The following is a 26357-nucleotide window of genomic DNA, read 5'->3' as shown; positions in this document are numbered from 1 at the left end:
GTTTCCAAAGAATCTCGAAGCTGGAAGAATCCGTCGATCTTTCCGGAAAGCATCACGTCCACTTCTGCGAGCGACGGATGAGAAGGACCGAGTTTTAATTTTTCCATTCTTGTAGAAATCAGAACATCGGAAGGATTTCCTCCGTCTCGAAAGATTCTATATAAACTTTTTTCCCTTCCATCCTCGGACGAAGAAGAAGACGGTTTCTCCTCCGGAAAAACGGAAGTCGCGTTTCCCTGGGCATCCAAATCCAAAAGAAGAACACGTTCTCCTTTCTGCGCAAGTCCGAAGGCAAGATGAACCGCCGTAGTCGTCTTGCCTACTCCGCCTTTCTGGTTTGCTATACAGAGGATCTGTTTCATAAAAAATCCGTTGCCCGTAGATTCCGCTTTCCCGAGACTACATTTAGAGATCGTCTTCCGAGGATTAGGGATAGAATCCCCGATCGGTTTAGGATGACAATCCGGAAAAGGAGATACAGTTGGCAGAATTTGAAACAGTCATCGGACTGGAAGTGCACGCACAACTCAATACGGAATCGAAGATATTCTCAACCAGCGCAACCAAGTTCGGCGCTCCTCCGAACTCACAGACAAATCCGGTCTGTTTGGGTCTTCCGGGCGCTCTTCCGGTTCTGAACGAACTGGCGTTGGAAAAGGCGATTATGGCAGGTCTTGCGTTCGGTTGTGATATTACCCTTTTTACAAAATTCGACCGGAAGAATTATTTTTATCCGGATCTTCCCAAAGGTTATCAAATCTCCCAGTTTGACAAACCGATCTGCACGGGCGGCGGCGTCACCTTTACGATCAAGGGAGAAGAATCCTCACGTTATGTGCGTTTGACAAGGATTCACATGGAAGAAGACGCGGGGAAATTGATTCACTCCGCCGACCCGAACGTTCCGCAATCTTATGTCGATTTAAACAGAGCCGGAACTCCGCTGATTGAAATCGTTTCCGAACCGGACATGAGATCCTCGGACGAAGCATACTATTATCTAAATTCTTTAAAGTCGGTTCTGAAATACATTCGAGTTTCAGACTGTAATATGGAAGAAGGTTCTCTTCGTTGCGACGCGAACGTTTCCATTCGTCCAAAAGGTTCCGAAAAATTCGGAACAAGAGTTGAAATTAAGAACCTCAATTCTTTCAAAGCGGTCAAAGCAGCGATCGACTACGAAGTGGAATGGCAAAAAGAAATGGCCTTGGAAGGAAAAACCTTTCAACAACAGACAAAACTTTGGGATTCCGTTGCAAACAAAACGGTAACGATGAGAACCAAAGAGATGAGTCATGATTATCGCTATTTTCCGGATCCGGATCTTCCCGTCATCATTCTCCAAAAAGAAACGATCGATCACGTTCGCACCAAACTTCCCGAACTTCCGAACGAAAGAAAAACCCGTTTTATCGAAAAATTAGGACTTCCGAAATACGACGCGGAAGTTCTGACAGCGGAAAGAGAAATCGCGGATTATTTTGAAGACTCACTCAAAGTTTCCGGAGACGCGAAAAGAACTTCGAACTGGGTAAAAGACGAAATTCTCGGAATCGTAAACAAAGAAAGTATTACAATATCGGAGTTTTCTGTTTCTGCGGAAAGAATCGGCGCGCTTGTAAAGTTGATCGCCGACGGAAAAATTTCGGGGAAGATCGCTAAAACGGTTTTCGAAGAAATGCTGAATTCTCCCAAAGACGCGGAAACGATCGTAACCGAAAAAAATCTTCTCGTAGTTCGAGACGACAAGGAGATCGAAAGAATCGTCGAAGAAGCGATCGCCAACAATCAGGACGCGGTTGCGAAATACAAAAGCGGAAAAGATCGTGCGTTAGGCGCCATCGTAGGTTATGTGATGAAGATTTCCAAAGGAAAGGCGGATCCGGAATTGGTCAACCAACTGCTTTTGGACAAACTCGGCCCTTTGCCTCCGAAAAGTTGAGGATTTGTTTTTCGTCTGTTTTAACTTTAATATGGATTCTACTGGGAATGAAATTCAAATTTGAGTTCCAGTAGAATTCAGTGAATCCGTTCTAAAAATCAAATTCTTCCGCTTGGGTTCTTTTCCGCAAAAAAATCGCACCGTAAAAAATTCCCCCATTTTATGAAACGAAAAGAATCCGGTCGAAGACGCATTTGACCGCGCGAATTTCCCTTAAAATCTGCGCTTCCATTTTCTATAGAGTCCTCGAAATTTCTTCCTCGCAAAAAGTTTCGGAAATCGGTCTAACTTATAAATTTCGGACGATTAGACTCTTGACGTCGCGTTCGCCAAAATTCTATTATGTCCCTTACAATGCAGGATTTCGCCCACCTTCATCTGCACACAAACTACTCCATGCTGGACGGGGCTATCCGTATCAAAGAGCTCATGCAACACGTCAAAGAACTTGGCATGACCTCGGTGGCAATGACCGATCACGGAAACATGTTCGGGGCGGTAGAATTTTATAACGAAGCCACAAAACAAGGCGTAAAACCCATTATAGGAAGCGAATTCTACGTTTCTCCCAACCGCAAACAAGAAACCGAAATGGTTAAGATCGCGGATGGAAACGCATACCACCTCATTCTTCTTGCGAAGAATGAAGAAGGTTACAAAAATCTAATACGTCTTTCCAGCAAATCTTATACCGAAGGTTTTTATAAAAAGGCAAGAATCGACTACGATCTTCTGGATCGACACAGCGAGGGGCTCGTTTGTTTGACCGCGTGCCTCGCGGGTGAAGTCAATCGGAAGATTCTTGAAGGGAAGATCGATGAGTCTTTTCAACTCGCCGGTAAACTTCATGAAATTTTTCGCAAAGAAGATTTTTATCTCGAAATTCAGAATCACGGAATTCCCGAACAGATGGTCGTCGCAAAACAGATCTATGAATTCGGGAAAAAAACCGGCATTCCTCTTGTAGTGACGAATGATTCTCACTTTTTAAAAAAGACGGACCAGGAAGCTCAGGACATTCTTCTTAGAATCGGGATGCAAAAAAGAATCACCGATCCGATGGAGTTCGGCTTCAACGGAGAATTTTACGTTAAGAGTCCGGACGAGATGGCGAGAATTTTTCCGGAAATCCCGGAAGCATTTCATAATACATTAGAAATTAGTAATAAAGTAAATCTTAAACTCACTTTCGGCAATTATCTGCTTCCGGAATTCGAGGTTCCCGAAGGTTTTGACGCGGATTCTTATCTTGAAAAATTGATCTGGGAAGGGATCGAAAGAAAATACCCGAGTTTAACTCCGGTAATCAAGGATCGAGTTGTATTCGAACTCAACACGATCAAGAACATGAAGTTCGCCGGTTACTTCCTTATCGTTCAGGATTATATCAACTACGCAAAAAGAAACGGAATTCCGGTCGGTCCGGGAAGAGGTTCCGCCGCAGGTTCCATCGTAGCCTTCGCGCTCGGGATCACGAACGTGGAACCTCTGCAACACAATCTTCTCTTTGAAAGATTCTTAAATCCGGATCGTAAGGACATGCCCGATATCGATACCGACTTCTGCGTAGAACGAAGAGAAGAAGTCATCAACTATATCCGCAGACGTTACGGTGAAGAAAGAGTCGGTCAAATTATCACGTTCAACTCGCTTGCCGCCAAAGCGGCGTTAAAAGACGTTGCCAGAGTTTTGAATCTTCCGTTTGGAGAAGCCAACGATATGACGAAGGCGTTCCCGAACAAATTAGGAATGTCGATCGCGGAGGCTCTCAATACTTCTTCGGAACTCAAAAACTTTTCCGAAAAAGACGATATCAATCATAAGATTTTCGCGATCGCACAGAGATTGGAGGGGAATTACCGTCAGCCCGGAAGACACGCCGCCGGAGTCGTAATTTCTCCTTATCCCCTCGAAGAAGTAGTTCCTCTTTCCACGGTCGCTGAAAAGGAAAGACCTGGTTTTCGATCCATCGTAACTCAATACGATAAAAACAACTTGGAAAGTATCGGATTGATCAAGATGGATATCTTGGGTCTTAAAAACTTAACGACCCTGGATCACGCAATCAAACTCATTGAAAAGAGAAGAGGAAATCGGATCGATCTGGATGAGATTTCCTATGAAGATCAGAACACGTATGCGCTTCTTCGAAAGGCGAACACTCTCGGGATCTTCCAGTTGGAATCCACGGGTATCACGGATCTGGTTGCAAAAAGTCAGGTCAGCAACTTCGAAGAAATCGTCGCCTTGATCGCCTTGTATCGCCCCGGCCCGATGGGGGAAGGGATGTTGGACGAATACTTGGATCGTAAATCAGGTAGAAAACCCGTTACTTATCCACATCCGGCTTGTGAACCCATTCTAAAAGAAACCTTTGGTGTTCCCGTTTATCAGGAACAGGTGATGAGTATTTCCCGCGTTGTAGGAGGTTTTTCCGTCGGAGATTCAGACATGCTTCGTAAAGCGATGGCTAAGAAAAAAGCCGACCTTATGGAAAAACTAAAAGGGCAATTCGTGGAAGGCGCTGTAAAACAAGGAACTCAAGAAAAAGTCGCCAAGGATATTTTCGAACAGCTCGAAAGATTCGGTGGTTACGGATTTAACAAATCACACTCGGTAGCCTACGCGATGATCACGTATCAAACCGCGTATTTGAAAGCGAATTATACAATCGAATATTTGACCGCATTGCTTGCATCCGATCACGGAAAAACAACCGATATCGTAAAATACATCAACAACGCGAGGGAGATGGGAGTTCGAATTCTCAACCCGGACGTCTCCGAATCTCAAACATCCTTCAGCGTAATCGACGATACTACGATTCGTTTTGGACTTTCTGCAATGAAAGGTGTTGGAGAATCCGCCGGTGATAGTATCATTCAAGCGAGAGAAAGGGCGGGCGGATTCAAATCGATCCAAGATTTCGCGCTCAATATCGATACAAGATTGATCAATAAAAAAGTATTCGAGGCCCTCATCCAAGCGGGAGCATTGGACTCTTTCGGTTTTACGAGAAAATGTCTTTTCGAGTCAGTGGATTCGATTCTTACTTTTGCGCAAAAGGAACAGGAAAGAGCCAACGAAGGACAGTTTTCTCTTTTTGGAGGAAACGAAGGATCTTTTACCCTGAATCTTCCGAAAGACGCTCTTGAATGGGAAATCGACGAAAAGTTGAAAAGGGAAAAGGCGGTTGCGGGTCTTTATCTTTCCGGCCATCCATTGGATAAATATGAAAAACAACTTCAAAGTTTGCGCACGATTCCGATCGAAAAGTTCGACGATCTCAAATCCGGAACCAAGGTGGAAGTCGCCGGAGTGATCTCTTCCAAAAACGTAAAACTCAGTAAACGAAACGAAGAATTCGCAAACTTTAAACTCGAAGACAGAACCGGTGAAATCGAATGTGTTGCCTTCGCAAGAACCTATCAGAAGTATAAGGATTTTATAAAGGAAGACCAAGCCATCTTTATCAAGGGCGATCTCGATAAGATCGAAGTCGGAGACGCGGAACTTAGGGGTCAGATCAAAGTCAATAGTATCGAAATTTTAGACGACGCAACGATCGAAGAACGATTGGAAAAATCCCTTCACCTTCGTCTGGAAGAAAGACACACCGAAGATCCAGAGTTGATTCCTAAACTCTATTCACTTCTTGCTTGTTACAAAGGAGAATCTCCCGTCTTCTTTCATATCGTGGAAAACTCCGAAGAAAAAAGAGTGATCCGGGCGCACGATACGTATTCGATTCAACCGGTGCAGGAACTTTTTTTAAGGCTCGCCGATCTTTTAGGGGACCGCTCCGTTTTTTATTCCATCGGCGAACAACTCAAAGCAATTAACAAAAATAAAATCGCGGGCAACGTAGGCTAAATTCTTTTTCGAATCTCTTTTTCACCGTGATTTTATTTCAAACCGATTTAAAGTCAGTATTGAACTTTTTCAATGGGATTTTTGTCGGAACAAATTGTCCCGGCAAAGTCAAACTTTACAAATAACTACTTCGTCCGTTTTCGAAATCCGTATAACAATGATAAGTCGGTCCTCTGCCTAAAACTTTTGGAGATTAGAATCTAAAGCCGGCTCACATAAAAAGTAAAACTTCTCTCGTTTACGTTGCCTCGAAAATCCCAAGCCACGACCTTGATCGTATTTTCACCCGATCTCAAATTGAGATTCCCGACCAAATACTGATCTTTATGATATAGATTCGTAAACGCAAAACCGTCCGGATTCTTCCATTCGGATGCTGAATATTGTAAGGAACCGAAGTCGGCGGAACGCAGAGCTTCTCCGTTTAAAAAATATTGAACCTTATTGATTCCTCTTCTCTGTGATTTTTTTTCGCCCGCATCCACGATAGAAACCGTGAATGGAAATTCTTTGGAAAGATTGATATTATCTCCGTCGTTGATATTCGTAAACTTGCCGTTCACGTGAACGAGAAGGCTTGAAATTTCAGGAACCGCGCCATCCGGAATCGGAGAAAGAAATTTTAGAGGATCCAGAATTTCCAGTCCGTATTTCCGAAGTACAACAAAGTGGAGATGGGCTCCGCTTGAGTGACCGGAATTTCCAGTGACTCCGATTTTTTCTCCGGCTTTGATCAAATCAGGTTTTAGTAATTTAGAAATTCTACCATCTTTTAAATGGTAATAGGCCGTAAAGTTGCCCGCTCCGTGATCCAACCAAACCGAATTCCCGGTGCCAAGCTCGTCTTCAAAAGGATGATCTTCCGCGTAACGGCTGTATAAGACTTTTCCGTCCGCCATCGCAAGAACGGACTCATTCGCGGAAGAAATGTCCATTCCATTGTGGAAATGGTCGCCTCGGGATTCTCCAAACGTTGAGGTAATTTTGTTTTCCAGTTGATCGGTTTTGACTGGAACTAGATAATTTATTACTTTATTATTTTCCGCTTCCATGCTCAGATGGAACGCGGTCCAGATTACGATAAAGAGAATTCTTTTCATTCGGACTTAAACCTAGTGCAAGTAACTCATACAAAATGAATTTGTCAAAAGATAAAACCATAGACCTCGTCACCCGCTGCGGAGAAGGAGATGAAGAGGCGCTCAAACAGTTTTTCGAAATCTATTCGGAAGATATTTACAATTTTCCGATGAAGATTTTCCATCTGAGCGAGGACGACGCAGGAGACTTTTTCATCTACGCCTTCGAAAGATTGAAAACCGGCTCCCGTTTTGGGAGTTTCCGAGGAAAATCCAGTTTTCGAACCTGGTTTTATTCCGTTTTACGGAACATGCTCATCGATTGGCAGAGAACCAAACGAGAACTAAAAGTAACCAACCTCGGCAAGATCAGCAAAGAAGGGAAAGAATACGCAACAATCGAAGACGAGCCTGACACTCGTCCTACAATGCACGAAGAAGCCGTCGAACTCTCGGATCGATTCAACCAAGCGCTGGAAGAAATCGGCGTTGATAAAAGGGTCATTTTTAAACTTTCCTATATCTATTACCTCAATCTCAACGAAGATGAAGTCCAGTATCTCATAGAAAAAACCGGACATACGGCGCAGACTCTCAAAGACAAAATTCTCGAGCTCAGATCCGAGCTTTCCAATCGTGAGGAAGAAAATATTCGAATGGAGGACAAAATTACGTCCCTTTATTTGAACATCCTCGATCTTAAGGAAAAACAACAGAATACTGCGAAAATATCCCCCATTCTTCCCATGGAAGTGGATAAAACTTCACACGCACTGAAAAAGAAATACGAGCAGCGTAAAAAGCTTCTGGATAAGAAGAAAAAGGGACATTTCCTGGCCAGAACCCCTTACAGAGAAGTTGCCGATCTGATCGGAATTTCGGAAGGAAACGTAAGCGTTACTCTTTTACGTTTAATTGAAAAAATTCAGAAAAAGCTAGATTTTAGTGATTTGGATTTCTAAAAAATTCCGTCTTTTTAACCTATTGGAGAACCAACATGGATTCGGGATCAGAAATGAATCAAAATAACGAGCTTTTGCTCTCACTCTTGAACGGAGAGTCGAGCAACGCAGAAACAGATATAAATTTGCAGAAACAGCTCATACAAATGGAAGAATCGATCCAAGCGGGAATTAATTCCGCAACCGTATCGTATCTAAACCAGGCCGCTCAACAAGGAAAGTATTCTGAGTTTCAGGAAGCTCTAGATTTGCAAAAAGCGGATCTAAAGGGATATCTGACAAAAGATGTGCCGGAGTATTTAAAACGTTATGTCACTCTGGAATTGGCGAGAAAAACTCCGTCCAAAGAGTCCATCGTAGTAAAGCTGGGGAAGTCCGGCGCCCGTATCTTTGAAAGTCTTGTAGAATCTCTTCAAATCAATACGAGAGTAGACTATGCGCCTTCTATGCGATCCGCAGTCACCAAGGATCCGTCCGAATTCGTAGTTTTTGAGGAAAAGGTGCTCGATAACTCGAAATTCACTTATCAATTGGTTCAAGAAACTCCGGAAACCGCGTTTTTAAGTGTTAAAATTGAATCTCCGGACGCAGATTCTTTTCAAAGAGTGAATCTCTATAAAGATACGAGATTTATCCTTTCCAATCAGTTCAACAACGAAGGAATTGCGAATTTCTCCGGACTGAGAGAAGGAAAATACACCGTAGAATTTCAAGGAAAAGACCATTCCAAATCTTTGGATTTGTTCATCCTACTCGAAGCCTAAAATTTCAAAAAGAAAATCCCGAATACAAACCTCCACAGCGAAAAATTCAAAATTTCGCCGTGAAGGTTTTTGTTTTTTATTTCAGTCTAAAAAAAGAATTTCTGGAAAAATCACTCCGTTGTTATAATCTGATCCTGGATTTACATTTATGTTAAACTTGATCATAGACAGAGTCGGAACCGTTAATGTATTTAACATTTTAGATACGTCGGGAAGCGGGTCCGAGTCTCACCTGCAGTCTACGATCGACGAAGATCTTATCTTAGAGTATATTAAGGAAATTGAAAACTTAGTCAGAGTTTCCAACGCGGTAAACTCCAAAGGAATGAGTCAAAAAACTCTAGAGACCGAAATTCTTCACGAGTTGAAGATCCTTGGAGAAACCTTTTACGATCAATTTTTCCCGGCCCCGATCCAAGAAAAACTTCGGCTTACGACTGAAAAATATCTTCACCTGAATATCGATCCTAAACTCGGAGTGATTCCGTGGGAACTACTCCACGACGGAACCTGTTTCTTATCCGATAAATTCTTCATTGGAAAAACGGTAAGGGGAGAATCCAGCCAAGGCTCTTATAAAGAAAAAGAAAAGTTGAGAATGCTCATCATCGCCGATCCTACCGAAGATTTAGAATGGGCCCAAAAGGAAGGGGAACAACTTTTCAAAGTCTTGAGCGAAAAAGTTTCTCCTTCCCGACTTGAAATCGAATTCATCGGAGGAAAACAAGTCACGAAGTTGAAACTTCTTTCTCTGATCAAAGGGAAGAATATCATCCACTACTCCGGACATCTTTTTTTCTCCGATGATCCTTTGGAAAACGGATGGCAGATCTCCGAAGGTAAAATTCTTAAAGCGAGAGAAATCAAGAATTCGGGGTTTAACACCGATTTGGTGTTCAGCAATTCGTGTCAATCCAACTCGAACGCGTCAAGAACTCTTAACTCCGATTTGATGAACAACTTTGCCGGCGCTTTTCTCATGTCCGGAATCAAAAGTTTTATCGGAACTAATTGGGAAATTATAGATAACCAGAATACGATCGACTTCACGATTCAATTCTATTCTTACTTATTCAGCGATAGAAGTATCGGAGAGTCGCTATTCTTAGCGAAAGAATATGCGAGAAGAATTTTTGACACGAACGATCTAACGTGGACCAATTATTCTCTACATGGAATACCAAATCAACAGGTGATGACGGATCCGACCAAAGGAAAGCCGATTCAAAAAATAATAAATCCTTCCCTGATTTCAAAATTCTATCCTTCCAACATTGCGGCTTCCTATTATAGCTTTACTCAAAAACAAAAAGAAGAATCGGAATCCTCCTTCGAACTCATTCAATCTTTGATTTATTCATTTGAAGAGTTTTCCAAGATCGTCGGGGGAATCATTTTCAGCGACCACCAACATCATTCTTTGGGAAAATATATTCCGAACAACCCGGATGACGCCGTTGAAATCAAAAAATGGTGGGATCTGATTTATCAGTGTTTGAGCGATTTTAAAAAATTGGAAATCAGCCCTTTGATCAGCAACGTTCAGGAAGTTCTCCAGATCAATAAAGATACGATTCAAAAAATGATTCAGTGGATAGAACTTTACAGACGCGGTCAAATTCTTAAAGATTCAGCGGACGGATATCTGATCTCGTTTCAATACTACTATGAGAATTTGCTAATGGAGTTGGAGGAACTGGAAAAAACCAGTATCTTCCTTGTTTCAACGAATTCGAACAACCATCTCTTTTTTCGCGGACTCAAACCGGAGACTTCTCTCGTTGTCGCCCCGGTCGTAAAACAGGATTATATCGGCGAACAGATCGAAAAGTTCCGTGGAAAAGTGATAGTCTTCAACGAAAATAGAATGACGATCATTCCTATGCTTTGCAGCGTTATTGAAAATCCGGAAACAAAAGAATTAGAACTTAGCTTTCCCGGATTCAAGTCCGAAAAAAACTCCATTCAGAATCGTTAAACCTTGAGTCTTTGCCAACCCGAGAAGGGTAATTTTTCCTGCGGTTCCTGTTGCGGAATATTCAATCTCGATATCGATCCGGATGGAATACGAAATCTCATCTCGGAAAGAACGAAAGAATTTAAAACTTTAGTTGACTTTCAGAAATCCTGGACAATGGCCGAATACCGCAAAATCCGGGAGAAAAAAGAAGAAAACATAAAACGAAAAGACGAACAAACTTACAATTGTCCGTTTCTTGGAGCATTTGATAAAAAAATCGGTTGTATGATTCATCCGATTTTTAGCGGAGATCCCCTCAGTCAGAATTATTCCTTCTATGGAACTTCTATCTGTCAAGGATACGAATGTAGAAACATGGAACGGAAAACGGCCAAACTCTGGGAGATTCTCCTAGGGGAAATGGAACTGGATTCTTTTACATATTCGGCGATAGCTTCCGATTACAAGACTATCGATCTCATCGAAAAAACGTTTCTGGACTTAGGAATTTTTAAAGAAGAACTTTTTGATAAAAAAAGAGAGACCTTGAAAAAACTAATTCAAAGAAAAATCGATCAAAACGTCGCGATGATGAATACTTCGTTTGAAATTCCGATGGAAGAAGAGAAACTTTCTCCGAAGGAATCTTTGATTCTAAGATTAAACTTAGAATCTCAACCTGATTTACTTGTCGAAATCGAAAACTAAAGATCACATCCTTGAATCGATTTCGAAAAAGGACTAAAGGACGTAAAGAGTTCCACGACCCATTTTCAACTATCCAGCCGATCGATTTATTTGGAAAAACGATTTTGCAACTATATTCTAACTTTATAATATGTTGGATTTACACAAATGAGAAAACCTTTGTAGGGAAAATATCCTTAATCGTCGTTTAAGGTGAAAAAATTTATCGAGAATTCGATTGGAGGAAAGTATTTCTTTGAAATTGAAACTTCAGAAAATTGACGAAGACCAAAATCCTTCCTGCATTTTAGAAACACAGGAAGGAAAACGTTTAGTTTTTAGGGGTAGTAGAGTCTGCTTTAGACTTTGAAGCTCCGTTCAAAGATGCTTTTGCAGATGAAACGCCTTGTTCTACTTTAGATTTGACTTCCTCTACCTTAGAGTTGACTTGACCAGCAACGCCCTCAACCGAGTGAAGAGCTTCTTCGATATATTTTCTGAGATTGTTAGCGACCTCGGATTGATCTTGAGCTCCTTTCGATGCAAGTTCTTTGAATTCTTTTTCAACTTTTAGAAGAATGCTGTCAGCTTGCTCACGGAGGGATTTAGCCGCTCCAATTGCAAAGTTAAGCGCTTCTTTTATTTCTTTTTCCATAATTGTTTCCTCTGTTTTCTTCACTGAGAATAAACCAATTTTATGCAGCGCACAATAACTTGTCAAGTGGGTTTTAGAAAGGAGAAAGGAAGCATTAAAATCCAGGGATTTTTAAGGTTTTCATTCCTATCTTTCGAGACTTTCAAATGAGACATAAAGAATCGATCTTACAATTCAAAATGAGCTAAATGAAATGTTTAAGAAACTTTTATTTCACACTGTTTATAATAAATTTGAAATTTTAAAGACCGATCCTACAGCTGAGTAACATTTCATAACCGTCACTTTCTACATTTAAAGTCCTTCAAAGAAGTTTCCTTAATTTTTCACTTTACCCGATGTGTTTATAAAATCACCCTTTCCAAAATAAAATTTCAATTTAATAAATATTGAGGTAAACTTTGCGTTATTTACATATTCTTTCTTTATTAGGCTTTAGCCTGTTATTTCTTTTCGACTGTAGTTCGGTTAAAAGTCTGCGAGATTTAAGATCTGCACAATTAGACATCGAACTAGATAAGTTCTCGAACCCAGCTTCAAGTATAAAACGAAATTCCTTTGTGTTTGCAGCATTTTCTTTACCAACACTTATGGTTTCCAACTACGCATCTTTACCGGAAGTTAGAATCATTCGGGTCGGAGGATATCCATGGGATAGTGCTAATATATCTCTTTTGCAAACTTCAAAAGATTGTGTGGCTCTAAGCGTTGAATCGGGAGCCTATATTTTAACCGGATATAGTCAGCAAGCCTTTTCTGGGAATGTTAAAACTACGGCTTTCTTGAAAAGAGTGACGCCAAAAAAATTTAGAATAGAGGAAAGTGGAGTTTATTATTTGGGAACGATAAAAACAAAATACGGAGATTTAATCGTAGAACCCACAAAAGAAGAAAAGGGATTTTGCATTGAGGAGCTTAATCGCAAATATCCGGGCATAAATTGGACACAATCAAATGACTTATCTACGATTAAATACTATGAATAAAAAAATTCTAATTCTTTTTTTATTATTTCTATTTTCCAATTGTGCAACATTCGAAAAACCCAAAACTTTCAAAGAATTCAAACCTGATTCCGCTAAACAATTGGATAAATCCACTTTTGTTATTCTCACTGATGACCAATATGATGCGTGGTATTCAGCAGAAATCTGGAAGGAATTTAATAACGCGATCGGAAGAAAGAATATGTTCTCGGATTTTAATGTTTATCTCAATTCCGATCCAGATCCTATGGATAAACATCCGTTCCTAATTCGTTTCGATGTTAGAACGCCAAAAAAAGGAAACTACAAAGATGCATTATTAGGGATAATAACTGGCTTATCTTTAGGATTAATTCCCATCTGGTTAGATGATACCGTAAGTTATTCGGCTGAGGTATTGGATTCTTCCAGTGGAAAGATTCTTAAAACCTTTCATTATGAAAATAAGAGAAGAATATATGTGCATTTGTTCTTAACCCCATTTTCAGCTATGCCAAAATATTCTTACACAGATCTAATCTTTGAACATTTTTTAGAATCGATCTACAAAGATGGGTCAATTCCTTTTGAAAATGGAAATTCCCCTCCAATTGCAGAGGTTATAAAATAAAGAAAATGACATTAAAGCAAAAAAAGAGGAGATCATTTTGATCTCCTCTTTTTAAAGACCGATTGGGAATCGATTCTTAAACCTTTGGTCCGAAAGCGGTGAAGTCGTAGTCTTTAGAACCTTCCGCATACTGTTTGAAGTTCTTAATGAACATTTCTCCCAATTTTTTGGCGGTTTCGTCATAAGCGGATTTGTCGGCCCAAGCCTCTCTCGGATCCAAGATCGCGCTATCCACACCTTCAATTACTTTTGGATATTGAACTTGGAAAACCGGATGCGTTACAAACTCGGATTTTTCGATGTTTCCATTGAGAATTTCATCGATGATCTTTCGAGTAGAAGGAAGATTCATACGTTTTCCAACACCGTAAGAACCGCCCACCAAACCGGTGTTCATCAGATAAGCTCTTACGTTGTGTTTCTTCATTTTCTCGCCTAACAACTTTGCATAAGAAGTAGGATGAAGAGTCATAAACGCAGCTCCAAAACAAGCGGAGAAAGTCGCAGTAGGTTCTTTGATTCCTCTTTCAGTTCCGGCTACTTTCGCAGTATATCCGGAAAGAAAATGATACATCGCTTGTTCGATACTCAACTTGGAGACAGGAGGAAGAACTCCAAATGCATCATACGTTAAGAAAATGATCGTCTTTGGATGATCGCCTTTCGAAGGAACTTGGATATTATTGATGTGGAAAATCGGATAAGAAACGCGGGTATTCTCAGTTTTCGCTGCAGAAGAATAATCTACCACCTTTGTCTGAGGATCGTAAACGACGTTCTCCAAAAGAGCATCTTTGCGAATCGCTTCATAGATGTCCGGTTCGGTCTTCGGATCTAAGTTAATTACCTTCGCGTAACAACCGCCTTCAATGTTGAAGATCCCGTTGTTATCCCAACCGTGCTCATCGTCACCGATCAGTTTACGGTTTGGATCCGTAGAAAGAGTCGTCTTTCCAGTTCCGGAAAGACCAAAAAAGAGAGCAGTGTCTCCGTCCTTACCGACATTCGCAGAACAATGCATGCTAAGAATGCCTTGCAAAGGAAGTTTGTAATTCATTACGGAGAAAATTCCTTTTTTCATCTCTCCGCCGTATTCAGTTCCGCCGATGATGCAGAGTTTTTTAGCAAGATGAAAGATTACGAAAACTTCGGAATTCATTCCGTGTTTTTTGAAATCTTCATTCTTAACGCCGCACGCATTGATAATCGTAAATTCAGGATCGAGACCGGCCAATTCTTCCTTGGAAGGACGAAGAAACATATTGGTGCAAAAGTGATGTTGCCATGCTTTTTCAGAAACGACGCGCAAGCTCATTCTTGTTTCCGGATTCGCACCCGCAAAACCGTCAAAAACGTAGAGTTTTTTCTGACTCAGATAATTGACGCATTTTTTATAAAGTTCGTCAAAGATCGATTCGGATACCTTAAAGTTGATATGACTCCACCAAATGTTTCCGTTAGAAGAAGATTCATCTACGAAATACTTATCTTTTGGGGATCTACCGGTAAAAATTCCGGTGTCTACCATCATGGTTCCGTTGCTGGATACTACGGTTTCTCCGTTCTTTTTCTCATGCTCATAAATTTCGTCATAGGAAAGGTTATGGAAAATTTCAGAAGGTTCGAGTCCGAGTTCCTTCAAGCCTTTTACCTGAGTCTGGGCCTGCATTTGATTGCTCCTTGGGAATTCTATTTCAATTATTTTACGATAAAGTGGAAAGTCAACTGATTCAAGAGGAATGCGGTTGGCGATTCCCCTTGTCTCCAGCCCCATTCTGATTGGCCTTCGTGAAAATCATCTTTCCTGCGGCGGTTTGGATAATAGAAGTTACTGTCACTTTGACCTCTTTCCCTACCAGATGACCGCCGTTTTCAATCACGACCATCGTTCCGTCTTCTAAATATCCGATTCCTTGATTCTCGTCCTTCCCTTCTTTGATCACTTGGATTCCAAGTTCTTCTCCGGGCAGAACTACCGGTTTGAGCGCATTTGCGAGGGTATTGAGATTGAGAACTTTGACTCCTTGAAGTTCGGCTACTTTGTTCAAGTTGAAGTCGTTCGTAACGATCTTTCCGCCCGTATCGCGGGCCAATTTGATCAGCTTTGCATCCACTTCTCGAGTATCAGAATAGTCTTTGTAAGTAATTTTTACTTCTATGGATCCTTTCCGTTGAAGTTTGTTCAACATCTCGAGACCTCTTCTTCCTCTCGCTCTTTTGATAGGATCCGAAGAATCGCTGATCAACTGGATTTCTCTCAAAACGAAGTTAGGGAGAATCAGGGGACCGTCCAAGAAATGCGTATCTGCGATGTCTAAAATTCTTCCGTCGATCACGACCGAAGTATCCAGAATTTTGTCTCGAACTTCCTCTTTTTCGATTCCAACTCCAAATCCGGCGCCGGCTCCACCGCCGCCTCCGAAAATTCCGAGACCCGGTTCTTTTGCAAAGGAGATTCCGGAAAGAATTCCAAAAAGAGCGAAAAGAAAGTAAAGTGCGGAATTCAATTCTTCAAAATGAACGACCGCGCCCACAAACCAAGCAATTGCAAGTCCGAGTAGTGCCCCAAGTCCGGCACAAAAAAGTACGTCAGCCTTGAGTTTAGGAAAAAGGTTGGATTCTCCATAGAGAAGAATGAAAGAGATTACCAGAACAACTCCGGCGATAGGACCGGATAAGTAAATGTCAGCGGATTGCTTGTGAGTAACTGCAAATGTAATTCCGGAGAGGAATAGAGAAGTGAGTACTTTATAGAGATGAATCATAACTCAAATCCTTAATTGTATTTGAGTTTTGGCGGAATTTATTCTTCTTCGTCTGACTTTTTTTCACCGGGAGAAAGTGTGCTAGCGAGCACGTCGGAAACTAAATTTCCGGCTTCTTCCTGCGTAACACCTTTGCTCAAAGCAACTTCCATTTTCACAAGATTATAGGCGCTTTCGTACAGCTTTCTCTCCATGATAGAGAGTTCTTTTCCATTTGCTCTACGAAATAGGTTTCTGCAGACTTCTCCGACCTCATAAATCGATCCGGATTTGATCTTGTTGAGGTTATTTTGGTAGCGGATCTTCCAGTCTTCTTCTGTATCGACTTCATCCTTTTTTAGGAGTGCGATGACTTTCTTGATCTCTTTTTTATCGATGATAGGGCGGATTCGAACCTGTTCTGCTTTGTCAACAGGTATCATAACCTTCATCTTACTACCCTGGATTTCGAGAACGTAGCAATCCTTCTTCTTACCAAGGATATTTTTCTTGGAGATTTCCAGTATCTCTCCAACTCCATGGATGGGATAGACTACGTAGTCGCCTACCTTGTGTTCGATTTCGGAATTTTTCTTTTTGGCAGCCAAGTAAGTATGATAACTTCCGTTAAAACTCTGCTTAAGAAAATAGCACAAATTTGGCGAAAGTCAACAAAATAATCCCAAAAGGTAACTAAAGTTTAAGAGAACGAACTTTTGCGGTGTGAAATGCGGGATCATTGAGAGGTTGAATTTTTTCCAAGGCCTCTTTGGCCTCCTCTTCCGAGTAAAAATATCCTAAGTAGAGTTCTCCTTTGGAAGAACGAAAGATTCTCCCTTTGAACTCGCCCCTTGCCATCAAAAGTCTCTTTCCCAATTCCACGGCTTTTAAGGAGTCCGAAGTTCCGATGACGATCAAATAGTTCGTCTCTCCGGTCTGAGGAGGATAGAGAATTTTAGAATCGTTTGTAGAAGTGGATTCTCGTTTTGTAAGCTGAGAGAGAGATTCCGGATTTTTCAAAGAATCCGTAGAACCGGATTCTCCGGAGGAAAACAAAGATTTGATCCCGCCTGACTCATTCTTCTTTTCCTGAGAAGAAACGTTTCGGAATGTCTGAAGCTCATTTTGTGCAAATGTTTCCTCTTTTTGATCCAGTTTGAGTCCTACGACAAGACCGGCGGTAAAAAGGGAAATCGAACCTAATAATAAAATGAAAACGGAACGAGTGGAAGAAAAAATCTGAATCGGCGAGCCGGACTTCTTGCTGTGTTGAACCATCTGAATCGTTCGATCGAAATCAGCAGGTTCCCGAACCGGAGTTCGGATCGAGGATTGTTTGAGTCTTCTGGAATAGTCGATATTTTGCATTTAGCAATCCTAAATTCTATCTTTAAAATCGGCCTAAATGCCCAAATTCAGTCGAAAAAAAATGATAAACCAAGATAAGAACCGGTTTCAGTTTTTAGGTTTTCCGATCGCAAAGATCCAGAAAACCCAAAGAAAACAGGCGCCGATTACACAATAGAATCCTACAACTCCGTTTCTTCCGAAAAGATCATACAAAAATTCTAATTTACCAAGATAGAGACTTTTCTTCTCTCCGCTTTCCCATTCTAAAATCCAAGAACGCCAATAGAAGGCGTAGATAAAAAGTATAATGGAAGGTATAAGATTTAAAAAGGGATATTTGGCGACAAACTGAACCCATTTGGGAGAACCTAAAATCGGTTTTACTTCATCATTGATCCAACGAATTTTCATAACGACTATTTCAGTAACAAATCGTTTCTTTTTCTTTGGTTCGTTTTTAGAAAGGTTTCAAAAAACGACCTTGGATTTCCAAGGCCGTTTTGGTTCTCGAGTGTTGAGGGAAAATTCCCCGATCAAAAGTTTTGGATTCGATCGACGATTATTGAACCGCTTTTTTTATCGGCACGATCAAGGTTTCATAATTTGACGACAAACCTTGACAAGCCTGCGCGTTTCGCTCCAACAATCCTACATTTTCGAGGACAGCAGAGATCAACTTTCTTCTTCCGGAACGATATTCATCTTGGTCTTCCGGGGGCAAACCGGGTTTTCCTAAACTTTTCCACTTCTCACACTTTTCTCCGAGATCAGCGCAAATCTTAGTTTCCAAATCGGAGCAAGGCTTGCAACCAACCAATAACACTAACAGTACGAATACGGACATGATGATTCTTTTCATAAAGCGACACCGTTCTTCCTTGATTGTTTTTTTGAAATTTACTGAGAGTTTTTTCGGTAAGGATACCAAAACTCTTGCGACTGAAGTTACATTTTTTAAATACGAGTAAACTCTAAAAATACATATTAAATATTCATGTTATAGTTTAAATTCCTTTCTGAGGAATCAAAAAATCAGGAGGATCACTTCGAATCTTTGTATAAACATCAAATCCAAGAAGAATGGCTTTCTAAAATATTCTTCCTTGATATAAAACAAAAAACCCCGGGATCAAACCGGGGTTTTATGATTTCGGGATTTCTCCCGGTTTCAGATTCTAAGATCGGACTTTAACCCACCAAATAAAGGAGAGGAAAAAGATAGATCCAGATTAAGTCGACTACGTGCCAGAAAAGACCCACACCTTCCAAGGGAGTGTAATAAGAAGAATTCAATTCTCCTTTGATTACTTTGATCATCACCCAGATGATCAATCCGGCTCCGATCAATACGTGAGATCCGTGAATCCCGGTCATTACGAAGTAAAAACCGAAAAACATCGCTAAGTTCTTAACGTCGGGCATTTCGGTATTGGTGAAAAATTTACCGGGAAGAAGTCCGTGATGAATCTTTGCGGTATATTCAAAATACTTCACTACCATAAACGTAAGAGCGCAGAGAACGGTAATTGCCAGAGCAATCACCGCTTCTTTTTTCTTGTCTACTTGAACGTAGTGAATCCCAAGCGCCATCGTAAACGAACTAAAAAGAAGAACCACAGTGTTGAACGCTCCCATCGGAACGGACAAGTGATGGCTTCCTGCGTGGAACACTTCAGGATACAAAGAATGATAAATGGTATAACCCACAAAAAGGGCGCCAAACATTAGAATTTCCGTAACAAGGAATAACCAGATTCCTTGTTTAGAAGCGTCATACTGATGCTCAGCACTGTCAAAGTGATGAGCATGGTGGAATTCCGCGTGCTTAGCGGTACTCATAAGGTCCTCCTGAGACGACTGGAGTTTTTTCAAAATTTTCGTGAGTTGGCGGAGAAGGAATGGTCCACTCGAGAGTTTTTCCACCCCAAGGGTTGTCTCCTGCCTCTTTTCCTGCGATCAATCCGTGAATCACGGCCGCAAGTCCTACCAAAAATCCAACTGCGATCAACCAAGATCCAACGGTAGAAATTTGGTTCAAGCTGGTGAATTCAGGTAAGTAGTCATAATATCTTCTCGGCATTCCCATCGATCCAAGAATGAACTGCGGAAAAAAAGTTACGTTAAATCCGGTGAAGATAAAGACCCAAGAAATTCTTCCTAAAAGATCGGAAGTCATTTTACCGGTAACTTTTGGAAACCAGTAGATGATCGCTCCCATAACGGCCATCAAAGTTCCACCCACCATCACGTAATGGAAGTGAGCCACTACGAAATAGGTATCATGGAAGTGAACGTCCATCCCGGTAGACGCAAGGAAAACTCCTGTCAAACCGCCGATGGTGAAAAGAAACATAAATCCAATCGCGAACAACATGGGAGCGTCCAAACGAACGGATCCTTTGTACATCGTCGAAATCCAGTTGAAGAGTTTGATCGCCGTAGGAACCCCCACGAGCATCGTGATAAAGGAGAATAAAACTCCCGCAAACTCGGACTGACCGGAAACAAACATGTGATGTCCCCAGACCAAAAAAGATACCGCGGCAATCGCAAGCGAAGAATACGCAATCGCAGTGTATCCGAAGATGATCTTTCTGGAGAACGTTGCCACGAGTTCGGAAATCACGCCCATCGCCGGGAGAATCATGATATAAACCGCAGGGTGAGAATAAAACCAGAAGAAGTGTTGGAAAAGAACCGGATCTCCGCCGAGAGTCGGATCAAAAATTCCCACACCGAGAGTTCTTTCGGCGACGAGAAGAAGAAGTGTGATCGCTAAAACCGGAGTCGCCAAAACCTGAATGATCGAAGTCGCGTAAAGCGCCCAAACCATCAGAGGAATTCGGTTCATCGTCATTCCGGGAGCTCTCAACTTGTGAGTCGTTACGATAAAATTCAATCCGGTCAGAATGGAAGAAAATCCCATTACGAACGCGCCCATAACCAGCAAAATAACGCCGTTGGAAACGGAATTAGAGATGGAATACGGAGTATAAAAGGTCCAACCGGTGTCCACTTTTTGCGTAAAAAGCGAGATTGCCGCAATAGCCGCGCCGGACATAAAGATATACCAGCTTGCTAAGTTCAATCTCGGAAACGCGACGTCCTTTGCTCCCACTTGGATGGGAAGAATGAAGTTTCCAAAAATCGCGGGAATACCGGGAACGATTACCATAAACACCATGATGGCGCCGTGATAGGTCATCATACGGTTGTAGATATCCGGAGTTACGAAACCGAGAGTTTGTCCCGGAGTAAAAAGTTCGATACGAACCAGAAGCGCGAAAATCCCTCCCAAAAGGAAGAATGACATAATCGCAAAGAAATACATGATCCCGATCCGCTTGTGATCGATTGTCGTGAGCCAGGACCAGATTCCCTTTTCGTGGTTGAGGTAGTTGTCAGTATGACTTGCAGTTGCTGTAGACATAGTTCCTCTCCTATTTAAGGGTTTTAATATACTCGATCAGAGCGTTGATTTCGTCGTCGGAAAGCTGTCCTTGGTAAGAAGGCATCGCAGGCGGATAACCTTTTACGACTTGAGCTGTCGGCTGAAGAATCGATTTACGAAGATAGTTTTCATCCGCATTTGCTCCAGGACCGGCCTCGAATTCTCTCGCGCTTCCAAAAAGACCTTTGTAAGAAGGCCCGACCAGACGAGAACCGTCGATCGAGTGACATCCTGCACAAGCTTTTTCGGCATAGAGTTTTTTTCCGAGCTCCGCAGGAGGAATCTTAGAGAGATCCACGTTACCCGCAGCGGCATACCATTTATCGTAAGTTTCGGAATCCACGACACGAATCGCGGAAAGCATATTCGAGTGAGAGGTTCCACAAAACTCGGTACAATAAACTACGAAATCGCCCTTTTCAGTCGGAGTAAAAGTGAAGGTGGTATAACGTCCAGGGATCGCATCCATTTTATTCCGGAAGGCTGGAACATAAAAGGAGTGAAGAACATCCTGAGAAGTCATAACAAGACGAACCGTTTTTCCAACGGGAACGTAGATTCCGTTCGGCTGAAAGAGGGTGTTTAATTTTTCAGTGGCATTCGGAGAAACAACGGTCACTCCGTTCGGATATTTGAAGGTCCATTGCCACTGTCTCGCAGTAACGTGAATTTCAATATCACCTTTATCATGTACTTTTCTTAGGTCCGCAAAAATCACCCAACCCCACCAGAAAATCACAATCATGATTACTAAGGGGATAAAGGACCAAAGAAATTCTGCCAATGTATTATGTGTAATATAGGCAGTCTTATCAGTGTCGGTCTTTCTCCTGTATTTAAAAATAAACCATGTCATTCCCCCGATGAGAATGACAAAGGAGATCAGACTGGACACGAGTAGAAAGAGATAGAGGTTATCTACGTTCTTTGCTACTTCGGAAGCCTGAACCGGCATGAAACTTGTTGCCGTAATGAGGTTCAACCAGGTCATTTGTTTGAAGTTACTCCTTCCTAATGAGTTCGGAATTTCTGTTATGCCTGATCCAGAATGGGATCAAGAACGCCGCCAGAATGAGAAGAGTGAAGAAACCACCCAACTTCATAATATTATAAGCGTACAAAGTATATGTATTTTTTCCTGGGTCAAATTGAAAGCAAAAAAGGGCGAATTGATCGGTGAAATCCCCTATTTTACCGTCTGAAGCTTCCAAAAGAGAAAGTCTCAACGTTCTTTCATCAAAAGTGATTCCGTGAAGATAACGAGAAATCTTTCCGGATGGAGTGATGATATAAGCGACGGAAGAATGAATCCACTGTTCGTTCTCAGGATTCCACTTATAAGAAAATCCGACCGAATCGGCAAGAGCCGTAATTTCTTTTTGATCTCCGGTAAGAAAATGCCAACCGCTTCCGTTGCCGCGAGCATATTCTTTTAGATAAGAATTCTTTTTAGCCGAAGCTAAGTCCGGAGTTTCTTTCGGATCAAAAGAAACAGCAACGTATTCAAATTCGTTTCCGACTTGCCAAGGAAGTTTTTTGAGAGTGTCGGTAATTCCATTGAGATGAAAATTACAGAGCGTCGGACATTTGTAGTAAACGAGGGAAAGAAGAACGGGTTTATCTTTTTTGAAAAAAGAACTCAGCAAGATACGTTTGCCGGTTTCATCGCGAAACGTTAAGGAAAGATCCAGCTGGTTTCCTAATTTCTCCTTTACTCCGACTCCTTCCAGCTCTTTCGGTTTTTCGTTTTTGTCAAACCGAGCGGAAGGGTCGTAAGAATAAAGAGAAGCGGTTGAAAGGAAAAGTAAAATCCCCAATGACGAGGAAATTTTAAAAACCAAGGTTTAGCTCCTGGGATTTTTCCCAGATATTATTTAGCCTGTGAAGTTCCAGGAAGATTGAGAGAGTGTTCTTTCACTCCCGGATGAAAGAAAGAAATATAAGTAAAGAATACTAAATTTCCTACGAGAACGATTACGAAAGTCCAGAATCCTGGTTTATTATATCCTTCTTTTTGTGCCATAGAAAAGGCTCCTGTATTTGATTCTCATTCTCTTATGGAGAAGAAAATCGGAAGATTCAAGGACAAGATCGGATGAATCTGTTTTTTTGGAAGTAATATTTAAATTTTACTTTCACATTGCCCTTAAGAACCATTTTTCGAGTATGGTAAATTCAGAACCTCTTTCGAGGTCTTAAGGAAAGAATGAACTCTAACTTGGACCTTTCTTCTAAATTTCGCCTATTCTATAAAATCTCTCTCTTTCTGAGCATTCTCATTTTTTTAAATTTGCTCTACGGCCCCTTAGTGAGAGCTACCGGATCCGGCCTCGCTTGTCCGGATTGGCCTTTCTGTTTTGGAAAAATTTTTCCAACTTTCGACTTTCAAATTTTTATGGAGGTTTCCCATCGTTATTATTCGGGCTTTCTGGGTTTGATTCTTTTAGCCCTAACGATCTGGACTTTCGCCGATAAAATTTTAAGAGAAGAATTCGGAATTTATTTAGGACTTGCGGTCCTCCTTCTTATCTCCCAAATCAACTTAGGAAGACTGACGGTGACTTTGAAGTTGGATCCGACTTCGGTAAATTTGCATCTTCTCAATGCGATCGCATTCTTCTTGGTAATATTGACCGTTTCCATCGACGCGAGAAACAAATCGCGGAATCATAAAGAGTCATTTATCAAACCCGACTCTTTATTCAGAAAAGATAATATTCTTCTTTTTCTCCTTTTAATAGGAATCGTAATTCAGATCATTCTCGGAGGACGCGTTAGTTCTCATTACGCCGGCTTGGCCTGTCCGGATTTTCCTACCTGTTGGGGACAATGGATTCCGGATCATCCATTGGAAATCGTAAGAATTCAAATTTTTCATAGATTCGGAGCTTATTCCGTGGCTCTCCTTCTCGCGCTCGCGTTGGGATTCGCAATTTGGAAAAGATTCCCGACCACGAGCAAACGTTTTCTTCAGATATCCATGTATCTTTTGGTCGCACAGATCATTTTAGGAATTCTGAATGTTTTTTTCGGACTTCCTAAATTAGTAACGGCGCTTCACACGGGTTTTGCGGTTCTACTGCTTACTTTCTCATATCTTTCTTTAATCTCCAGGGCTATCGTTTTAACCGCGGAGATGGAACGGGGGCCTGAAAGATAATTTCAGGATATTATAATCATGGCAAGCTCGACCTTCCTTTCCGATTGGAATCAAATGATCAAACCGAGGGTGACAACTCTCGTTTTGGCGACCATCATTCCCGGCTTGTATCTCGCAGGAAACCAATCTCCTTCCGGCTTTTTAATTGCGATCACCCTTTTGGGAACATTCTTTATGTCCTCGGCTTCCTTTATTTTCAATCAAGTGATCGAAAAGGACAGGGACGCGAAGATGAAAAGGACCTCCAATCGTCCCATTCCTGCGGGAAGAATCGGCACACTACAAGCAACGTTAGTCGGCTTTGCAATGATGGGAGTGTCCTTTTATCTCCTTACTGTCTACGTAAACCTTCTTACGGCTCTCTGCGCGTTTGCAGCGCTGATATCTTACGTATTTTTATATACGATTCTTCTCAAACCTAGAACTCCGCAGAATATCGTAATCGGCGGCGTTGCGGGTTGTGTGGGGCCTTTGATCGGCTACGCTGCAATGGGAAATTCCCTCCCGATTCAGGCATGGATTCTTTTTTCGATGATCTTCCTATGGACTCCGGCGCATTTCTGGGCGCTCGCGATCTTTCTAAAAGAAGATTATTCAGACGCTGACTTTCCGATGCTGCCCGTCGTAAAGGGAATCGAACAAACGGCTCGTTCCATCTTTTTTTATACGATTCTCTATTCGATTTCCTGCATCGGTTTTTATTTTTTCGAACCTTCGATGGGACTTCTCTATTTGATTTCCACCGTGCTCGTTTGTATTTGGATGGGAGTTCTATCCTTTCAACTGATGAAAAATCCGGAAAGACAATCCGCGAGAAGGTTCTTTTTCTTTTCCATCTTTCATTTGTTTTTGATCAATGCTATGATCGTCGTCGATCACAGTCTCTGATTAAAGATAAAGAACAGTCGGTCTGGAAAATCGAACTCTTTTCATTTTTAGAATATTCAATTTTATTAAATCATCGCACTTTATGAATTGAATTCGAGAATACTTTTGGAACCGGATTCCGTAAAAATTCTAAAATTACCTCGTATCTGTTTTGTTAGAATCTGAATCAGAGTAAATCCTGCTGTATTCGGTTTTAGCCAAACTTTAGAATCACGAATTCCCGAGCCGTTATCCGCGACCTTCAAAGAATAAGTATTCCCTTCTTTCTTAAATAGAATTTCAATCGCCCCCTCTTCCGTAGGAAAGGCGTGTTTTAAAGAATTAGAAAGAAGTTCGCTAAAAATAATCGCGCACGGAATGGCGATTTCGATCCTAACAAAAGTTTGAGAAGTGTCGTTTTCGATTTGGATCTTCTGTTTTCCAAGTTTGTTCAGAAGGTTTACCGTGATCTTTTCGATCACGTCGGCAAAGTCTATTTCCGAATAATTTTCGGATTTATAAAGGTAATTATGAACTTCAGAAATTGCTAATATTCTATCCTGAAAATCGGAAAGAATGATTTGAGTATTTCCCTTGTCAGAGCTACTATGCATTTCCAACAAACCGGAAAGAACCTGCAAATTGTTTCGGACTCTGTGGTGGATCTCCTGAATCAGCTCGTTCTTTTCCCGAACCGAACCGTGCAGGGTTCGCACCGCCAAAATAGAAATCACCGCGAACATTAAGAACAATCCGATTCTATCCGCTATATGGAGAATGTCGTTTACCTTTTTTAAATAAAACTCGTCGAGGACAATCAATAACAGACAATATAAAGTAACCAAAATCGTCTTTTTGATATCGGAAAAATATAAGAAAATCATAATGAATATGTTTAGGACCTGGTTTTTGCCCACCGTATCCAAACCGATGTTCGGAGGAGGAAAAAACCAGCCCAAGGTGATGGAACAAACGCTCGAAACCAAAATGATACGAAGCGCGACTTCGAATTTTTTTCTCAAAAGAAAGATCAAGGAAAGCAGGGACGCGAAGGTCATTATCAAAAAGCCGAAACGGAGAAATTGGCCTCTTGTAAACCAAAGAAAAAAGTAGGATGAAACACTTAATAAAAAGAAGGAAACGTTAAATACAAAAAAATGAAAAACGCGGCTTCTTGTCAGATAATCTCGATCCTTATAAATTCCGTTAATCCACGCGGAGATTTTCATATTTTTCTATCCAAACTGTAAGATTCGATTGTTGAAGT

General features: G+C 41.3%; 25 protein-coding genes. 10 read left to right on the top strand and 15 right to left on the bottom strand.

Translation table 11 applies throughout. The annotated features are described in order from the left end of the window. Nucleotides 1–362, bottom strand: a 362-nt coding sequence (locus JWG44_RS05370; protein WP_205273948.1) for a ParA family protein, incomplete at its 3' end; no start/stop codon positions are given. A 119-nt stretch (nucleotides 363–481) separates the two neighbouring features. On the opposite strand from JWG44_RS05370, the gene gatB reads away from it, so the two are divergent. Together gatB and dnaE are read left to right on the top strand one after the other, a co-directional pair. Next, on the top strand, nucleotides 482–1942 hold the full coding sequence (gene gatB, locus JWG44_RS05365) for an Asp-tRNA(Asn)/Glu-tRNA(Gln) amidotransferase subunit GatB (RefSeq protein ID WP_205273947.1): 1461 nt from the start codon (nucleotides 482–484) through the stop codon (nucleotides 1940–1942). 354 nt (nucleotides 1943–2296) lie between these two features. Then, nucleotides 2297–5815, top strand: a complete 3519-nt coding sequence (dnaE, locus tag JWG44_RS05360) for a DNA polymerase III subunit alpha (protein ID WP_205273950.1) — start codon at nucleotides 2297–2299, stop codon at nucleotides 5813–5815. A 200-nt stretch (nucleotides 5816–6015) separates the two neighbouring features. On the opposite strand, the gene JWG44_RS05355 is transcribed toward dnaE, so the two are convergent. Continuing rightward, nucleotides 6016–6915 (bottom strand): M23 family metallopeptidase, encoded by a 900-nt coding sequence (locus JWG44_RS05355; protein ID WP_205273946.1) that lies wholly within the window; start codon nucleotides 6913–6915, stop codon nucleotides 6016–6018. Nucleotides 6916–6950: 35 nt separating this feature from the next. On the opposite strand from JWG44_RS05355, the gene JWG44_RS05350 reads away from it, so the two are divergent. The 4 genes from JWG44_RS05350 to JWG44_RS05335 all read left to right on the top strand — a co-directional run bounded on the left by JWG44_RS05350 (nucleotide 6951) and on the right by JWG44_RS05335 (nucleotide 11288). Then, nucleotides 6951–7856: an RNA polymerase sigma factor gene (locus JWG44_RS05350; RefSeq protein WP_205273945.1), complete on the top strand. Its 906-nt coding sequence runs from the start codon at nucleotides 6951–6953 to the stop codon at nucleotides 7854–7856. 35 nt (nucleotides 7857–7891) lie between these two features. Further along, nucleotides 7892–8620 carry a hypothetical protein gene (locus JWG44_RS05345; protein ID WP_205273944.1) on the top strand — a complete coding sequence of 243 codons (729 nt, stop codon included), beginning with the start codon at nucleotides 7892–7894 and terminating at the stop codon, nucleotides 8618–8620. A gap of 148 nt (nucleotides 8621–8768) precedes the next feature. Continuing rightward, the gene (locus tag JWG44_RS05340; protein WP_205273943.1) at nucleotides 8769–10598 is read left to right on the top strand and encodes a CHAT domain-containing protein; all 1830 of its coding nucleotides are present in this window, start codon (nucleotides 8769–8771) and stop codon (nucleotides 10596–10598) included. A 3-nt stretch (nucleotides 10599–10601) separates the two neighbouring features. After that, nucleotides 10602–11288, top strand: a complete 687-nt coding sequence (locus JWG44_RS05335) for a hypothetical protein (RefSeq protein ID WP_205273942.1) — start codon at nucleotides 10602–10604, stop codon at nucleotides 11286–11288. Between the two features lie 310 nt (nucleotides 11289–11598). Here the strand turns inward: JWG44_RS05335 and JWG44_RS05330 are convergent, their stop codons facing one another. Beyond that, entirely contained in the window at nucleotides 11599–11922 is a 324-nt protein-coding gene (locus JWG44_RS05330; RefSeq protein WP_205273941.1) for a phasin-related domain-containing protein, read from the bottom strand. A gap of 560 nt (nucleotides 11923–12482) precedes the next feature. Between JWG44_RS05330 and JWG44_RS05325 the strand changes: the two genes are divergently transcribed. Next, nucleotides 12483–12908, top strand: coding sequence for a hypothetical protein (locus tag JWG44_RS05325; RefSeq protein WP_205273940.1), 426 nt, complete (start codon nucleotides 12483–12485; stop codon nucleotides 12906–12908). Further along, the gene (locus JWG44_RS05320) at nucleotides 12901–13518 is read left to right on the top strand and encodes a hypothetical protein (RefSeq protein ID WP_205273939.1); all 618 of its coding nucleotides are present in this window, start codon (nucleotides 12901–12903) and stop codon (nucleotides 13516–13518) included. Before JWG44_RS05325 ends, JWG44_RS05320 begins: the two co-directional genes overlap by 8 nt. A 76-nt stretch (nucleotides 13519–13594) precedes the next feature. Here the strand turns inward: JWG44_RS05320 and pckA are convergent, their stop codons facing one another. The 11 genes from pckA to JWG44_RS05265 all read right to left on the bottom strand — a co-directional run bounded on the left by pckA (nucleotide 13595) and on the right by JWG44_RS05265 (nucleotide 23086). Beyond that, nucleotides 13595–15187 (bottom strand): phosphoenolpyruvate carboxykinase (ATP), encoded by a 1593-nt coding sequence (pckA, locus tag JWG44_RS05315; protein ID WP_205273938.1) that lies wholly within the window; start codon nucleotides 15185–15187, stop codon nucleotides 13595–13597. A gap of 61 nt (nucleotides 15188–15248) precedes the next feature. After that, nucleotides 15249–16283: a PIN/TRAM domain-containing protein gene (locus JWG44_RS05310; RefSeq protein ID WP_205273937.1), complete on the bottom strand. Its 1035-nt coding sequence runs from the start codon at nucleotides 16281–16283 to the stop codon at nucleotides 15249–15251. 38 nt (nucleotides 16284–16321) lie between these two features. Next, complete coding sequence (locus tag JWG44_RS05305) at nucleotides 16322–16870, bottom strand: CarD family transcriptional regulator (RefSeq protein WP_069608824.1); 549 nt, start codon at nucleotides 16868–16870, stop codon at nucleotides 16322–16324. Between the two features lie 85 nt (nucleotides 16871–16955). Then, entirely contained in the window at nucleotides 16956–17630 is a 675-nt protein-coding gene (locus tag JWG44_RS05300; protein ID WP_205273936.1) for a hypothetical protein, read from the bottom strand. 87 nt (nucleotides 17631–17717) lie between these two features. Beyond that, nucleotides 17718–18023, bottom strand: coding sequence for a hypothetical protein (locus JWG44_RS05295; RefSeq protein WP_205273935.1), 306 nt, complete (start codon nucleotides 18021–18023; stop codon nucleotides 17718–17720). 148 nt (nucleotides 18024–18171) lie between these two features. Further along, entirely contained in the window at nucleotides 18172–18471 is a 300-nt protein-coding gene (locus JWG44_RS05290; protein WP_205273934.1) for a hypothetical protein, read from the bottom strand. Nucleotides 18472–18800: 329 nt separating this feature from the next. After that, the gene (locus JWG44_RS05285; protein WP_205273933.1) at nucleotides 18801–19451 is read right to left on the bottom strand and encodes a cytochrome c oxidase subunit 3 family protein; all 651 of its coding nucleotides are present in this window, start codon (nucleotides 19449–19451) and stop codon (nucleotides 18801–18803) included. Beyond that, entirely contained in the window at nucleotides 19438–21042 is a 1605-nt protein-coding gene (gene ctaD, locus JWG44_RS05280; RefSeq protein WP_205273932.1) for a cytochrome c oxidase subunit I, read from the bottom strand. Before ctaD ends, JWG44_RS05285 begins: the two co-directional genes overlap by 14 nt. 10 nt (nucleotides 21043–21052) lie before the next feature. Beyond that, a complete protein-coding gene (gene coxB / locus JWG44_RS05275; RefSeq protein ID WP_205273931.1) occupies nucleotides 21053–22054 on the bottom strand; it encodes a cytochrome c oxidase subunit II in 1002 nt (333 codons plus the stop codon). Between the two features lie 10 nt (nucleotides 22055–22064). Beyond that, nucleotides 22065–22904: an SCO family protein gene (locus tag JWG44_RS05270; protein ID WP_205273930.1), complete on the bottom strand. Its 840-nt coding sequence runs from the start codon at nucleotides 22902–22904 to the stop codon at nucleotides 22065–22067. A gap of 29 nt (nucleotides 22905–22933) precedes the next feature. Then, nucleotides 22934–23086, bottom strand: a complete 153-nt coding sequence (locus JWG44_RS05265) for a hypothetical protein (protein WP_167883789.1) — start codon at nucleotides 23084–23086, stop codon at nucleotides 22934–22936. Nucleotides 23087–23269: 183 nt separating this feature from the next. Between JWG44_RS05265 and JWG44_RS05260 the strand changes: the two genes are divergently transcribed. Beyond that, nucleotides 23270–24223, top strand: coding sequence for a COX15/CtaA family protein (locus tag JWG44_RS05260; protein WP_205273929.1), 954 nt, complete (start codon nucleotides 23270–23272; stop codon nucleotides 24221–24223). Between the two features lie 18 nt (nucleotides 24224–24241). Next, nucleotides 24242–25111 carry a heme o synthase gene (gene cyoE, locus JWG44_RS05255; protein WP_205273928.1) on the top strand — a complete coding sequence of 290 codons (870 nt, stop codon included), beginning with the start codon at nucleotides 24242–24244 and terminating at the stop codon, nucleotides 25109–25111. Between the two features lie 80 nt (nucleotides 25112–25191). On the opposite strand, the gene JWG44_RS05250 is transcribed toward cyoE, so the two are convergent. Next, nucleotides 25192–26319 carry a sensor histidine kinase gene (locus JWG44_RS05250; RefSeq protein WP_205273927.1) on the bottom strand — a complete coding sequence of 376 codons (1128 nt, stop codon included), beginning with the start codon at nucleotides 26317–26319 and terminating at the stop codon, nucleotides 25192–25194. Nucleotides 26320–26357 lie beyond the last annotated feature (38 nt).

The organism is Leptospira ainazelensis, from assembly GCF_016918785.1.
GTDB lineage: Bacteria > Spirochaetota > Leptospiria > Leptospirales > Leptospiraceae > Leptospira > Leptospira ainazelensis.
The sequence above is the reverse complement of the archived record's forward strand: the minus strand, read 5'-3'. Positions and strand labels throughout refer to the sequence as shown.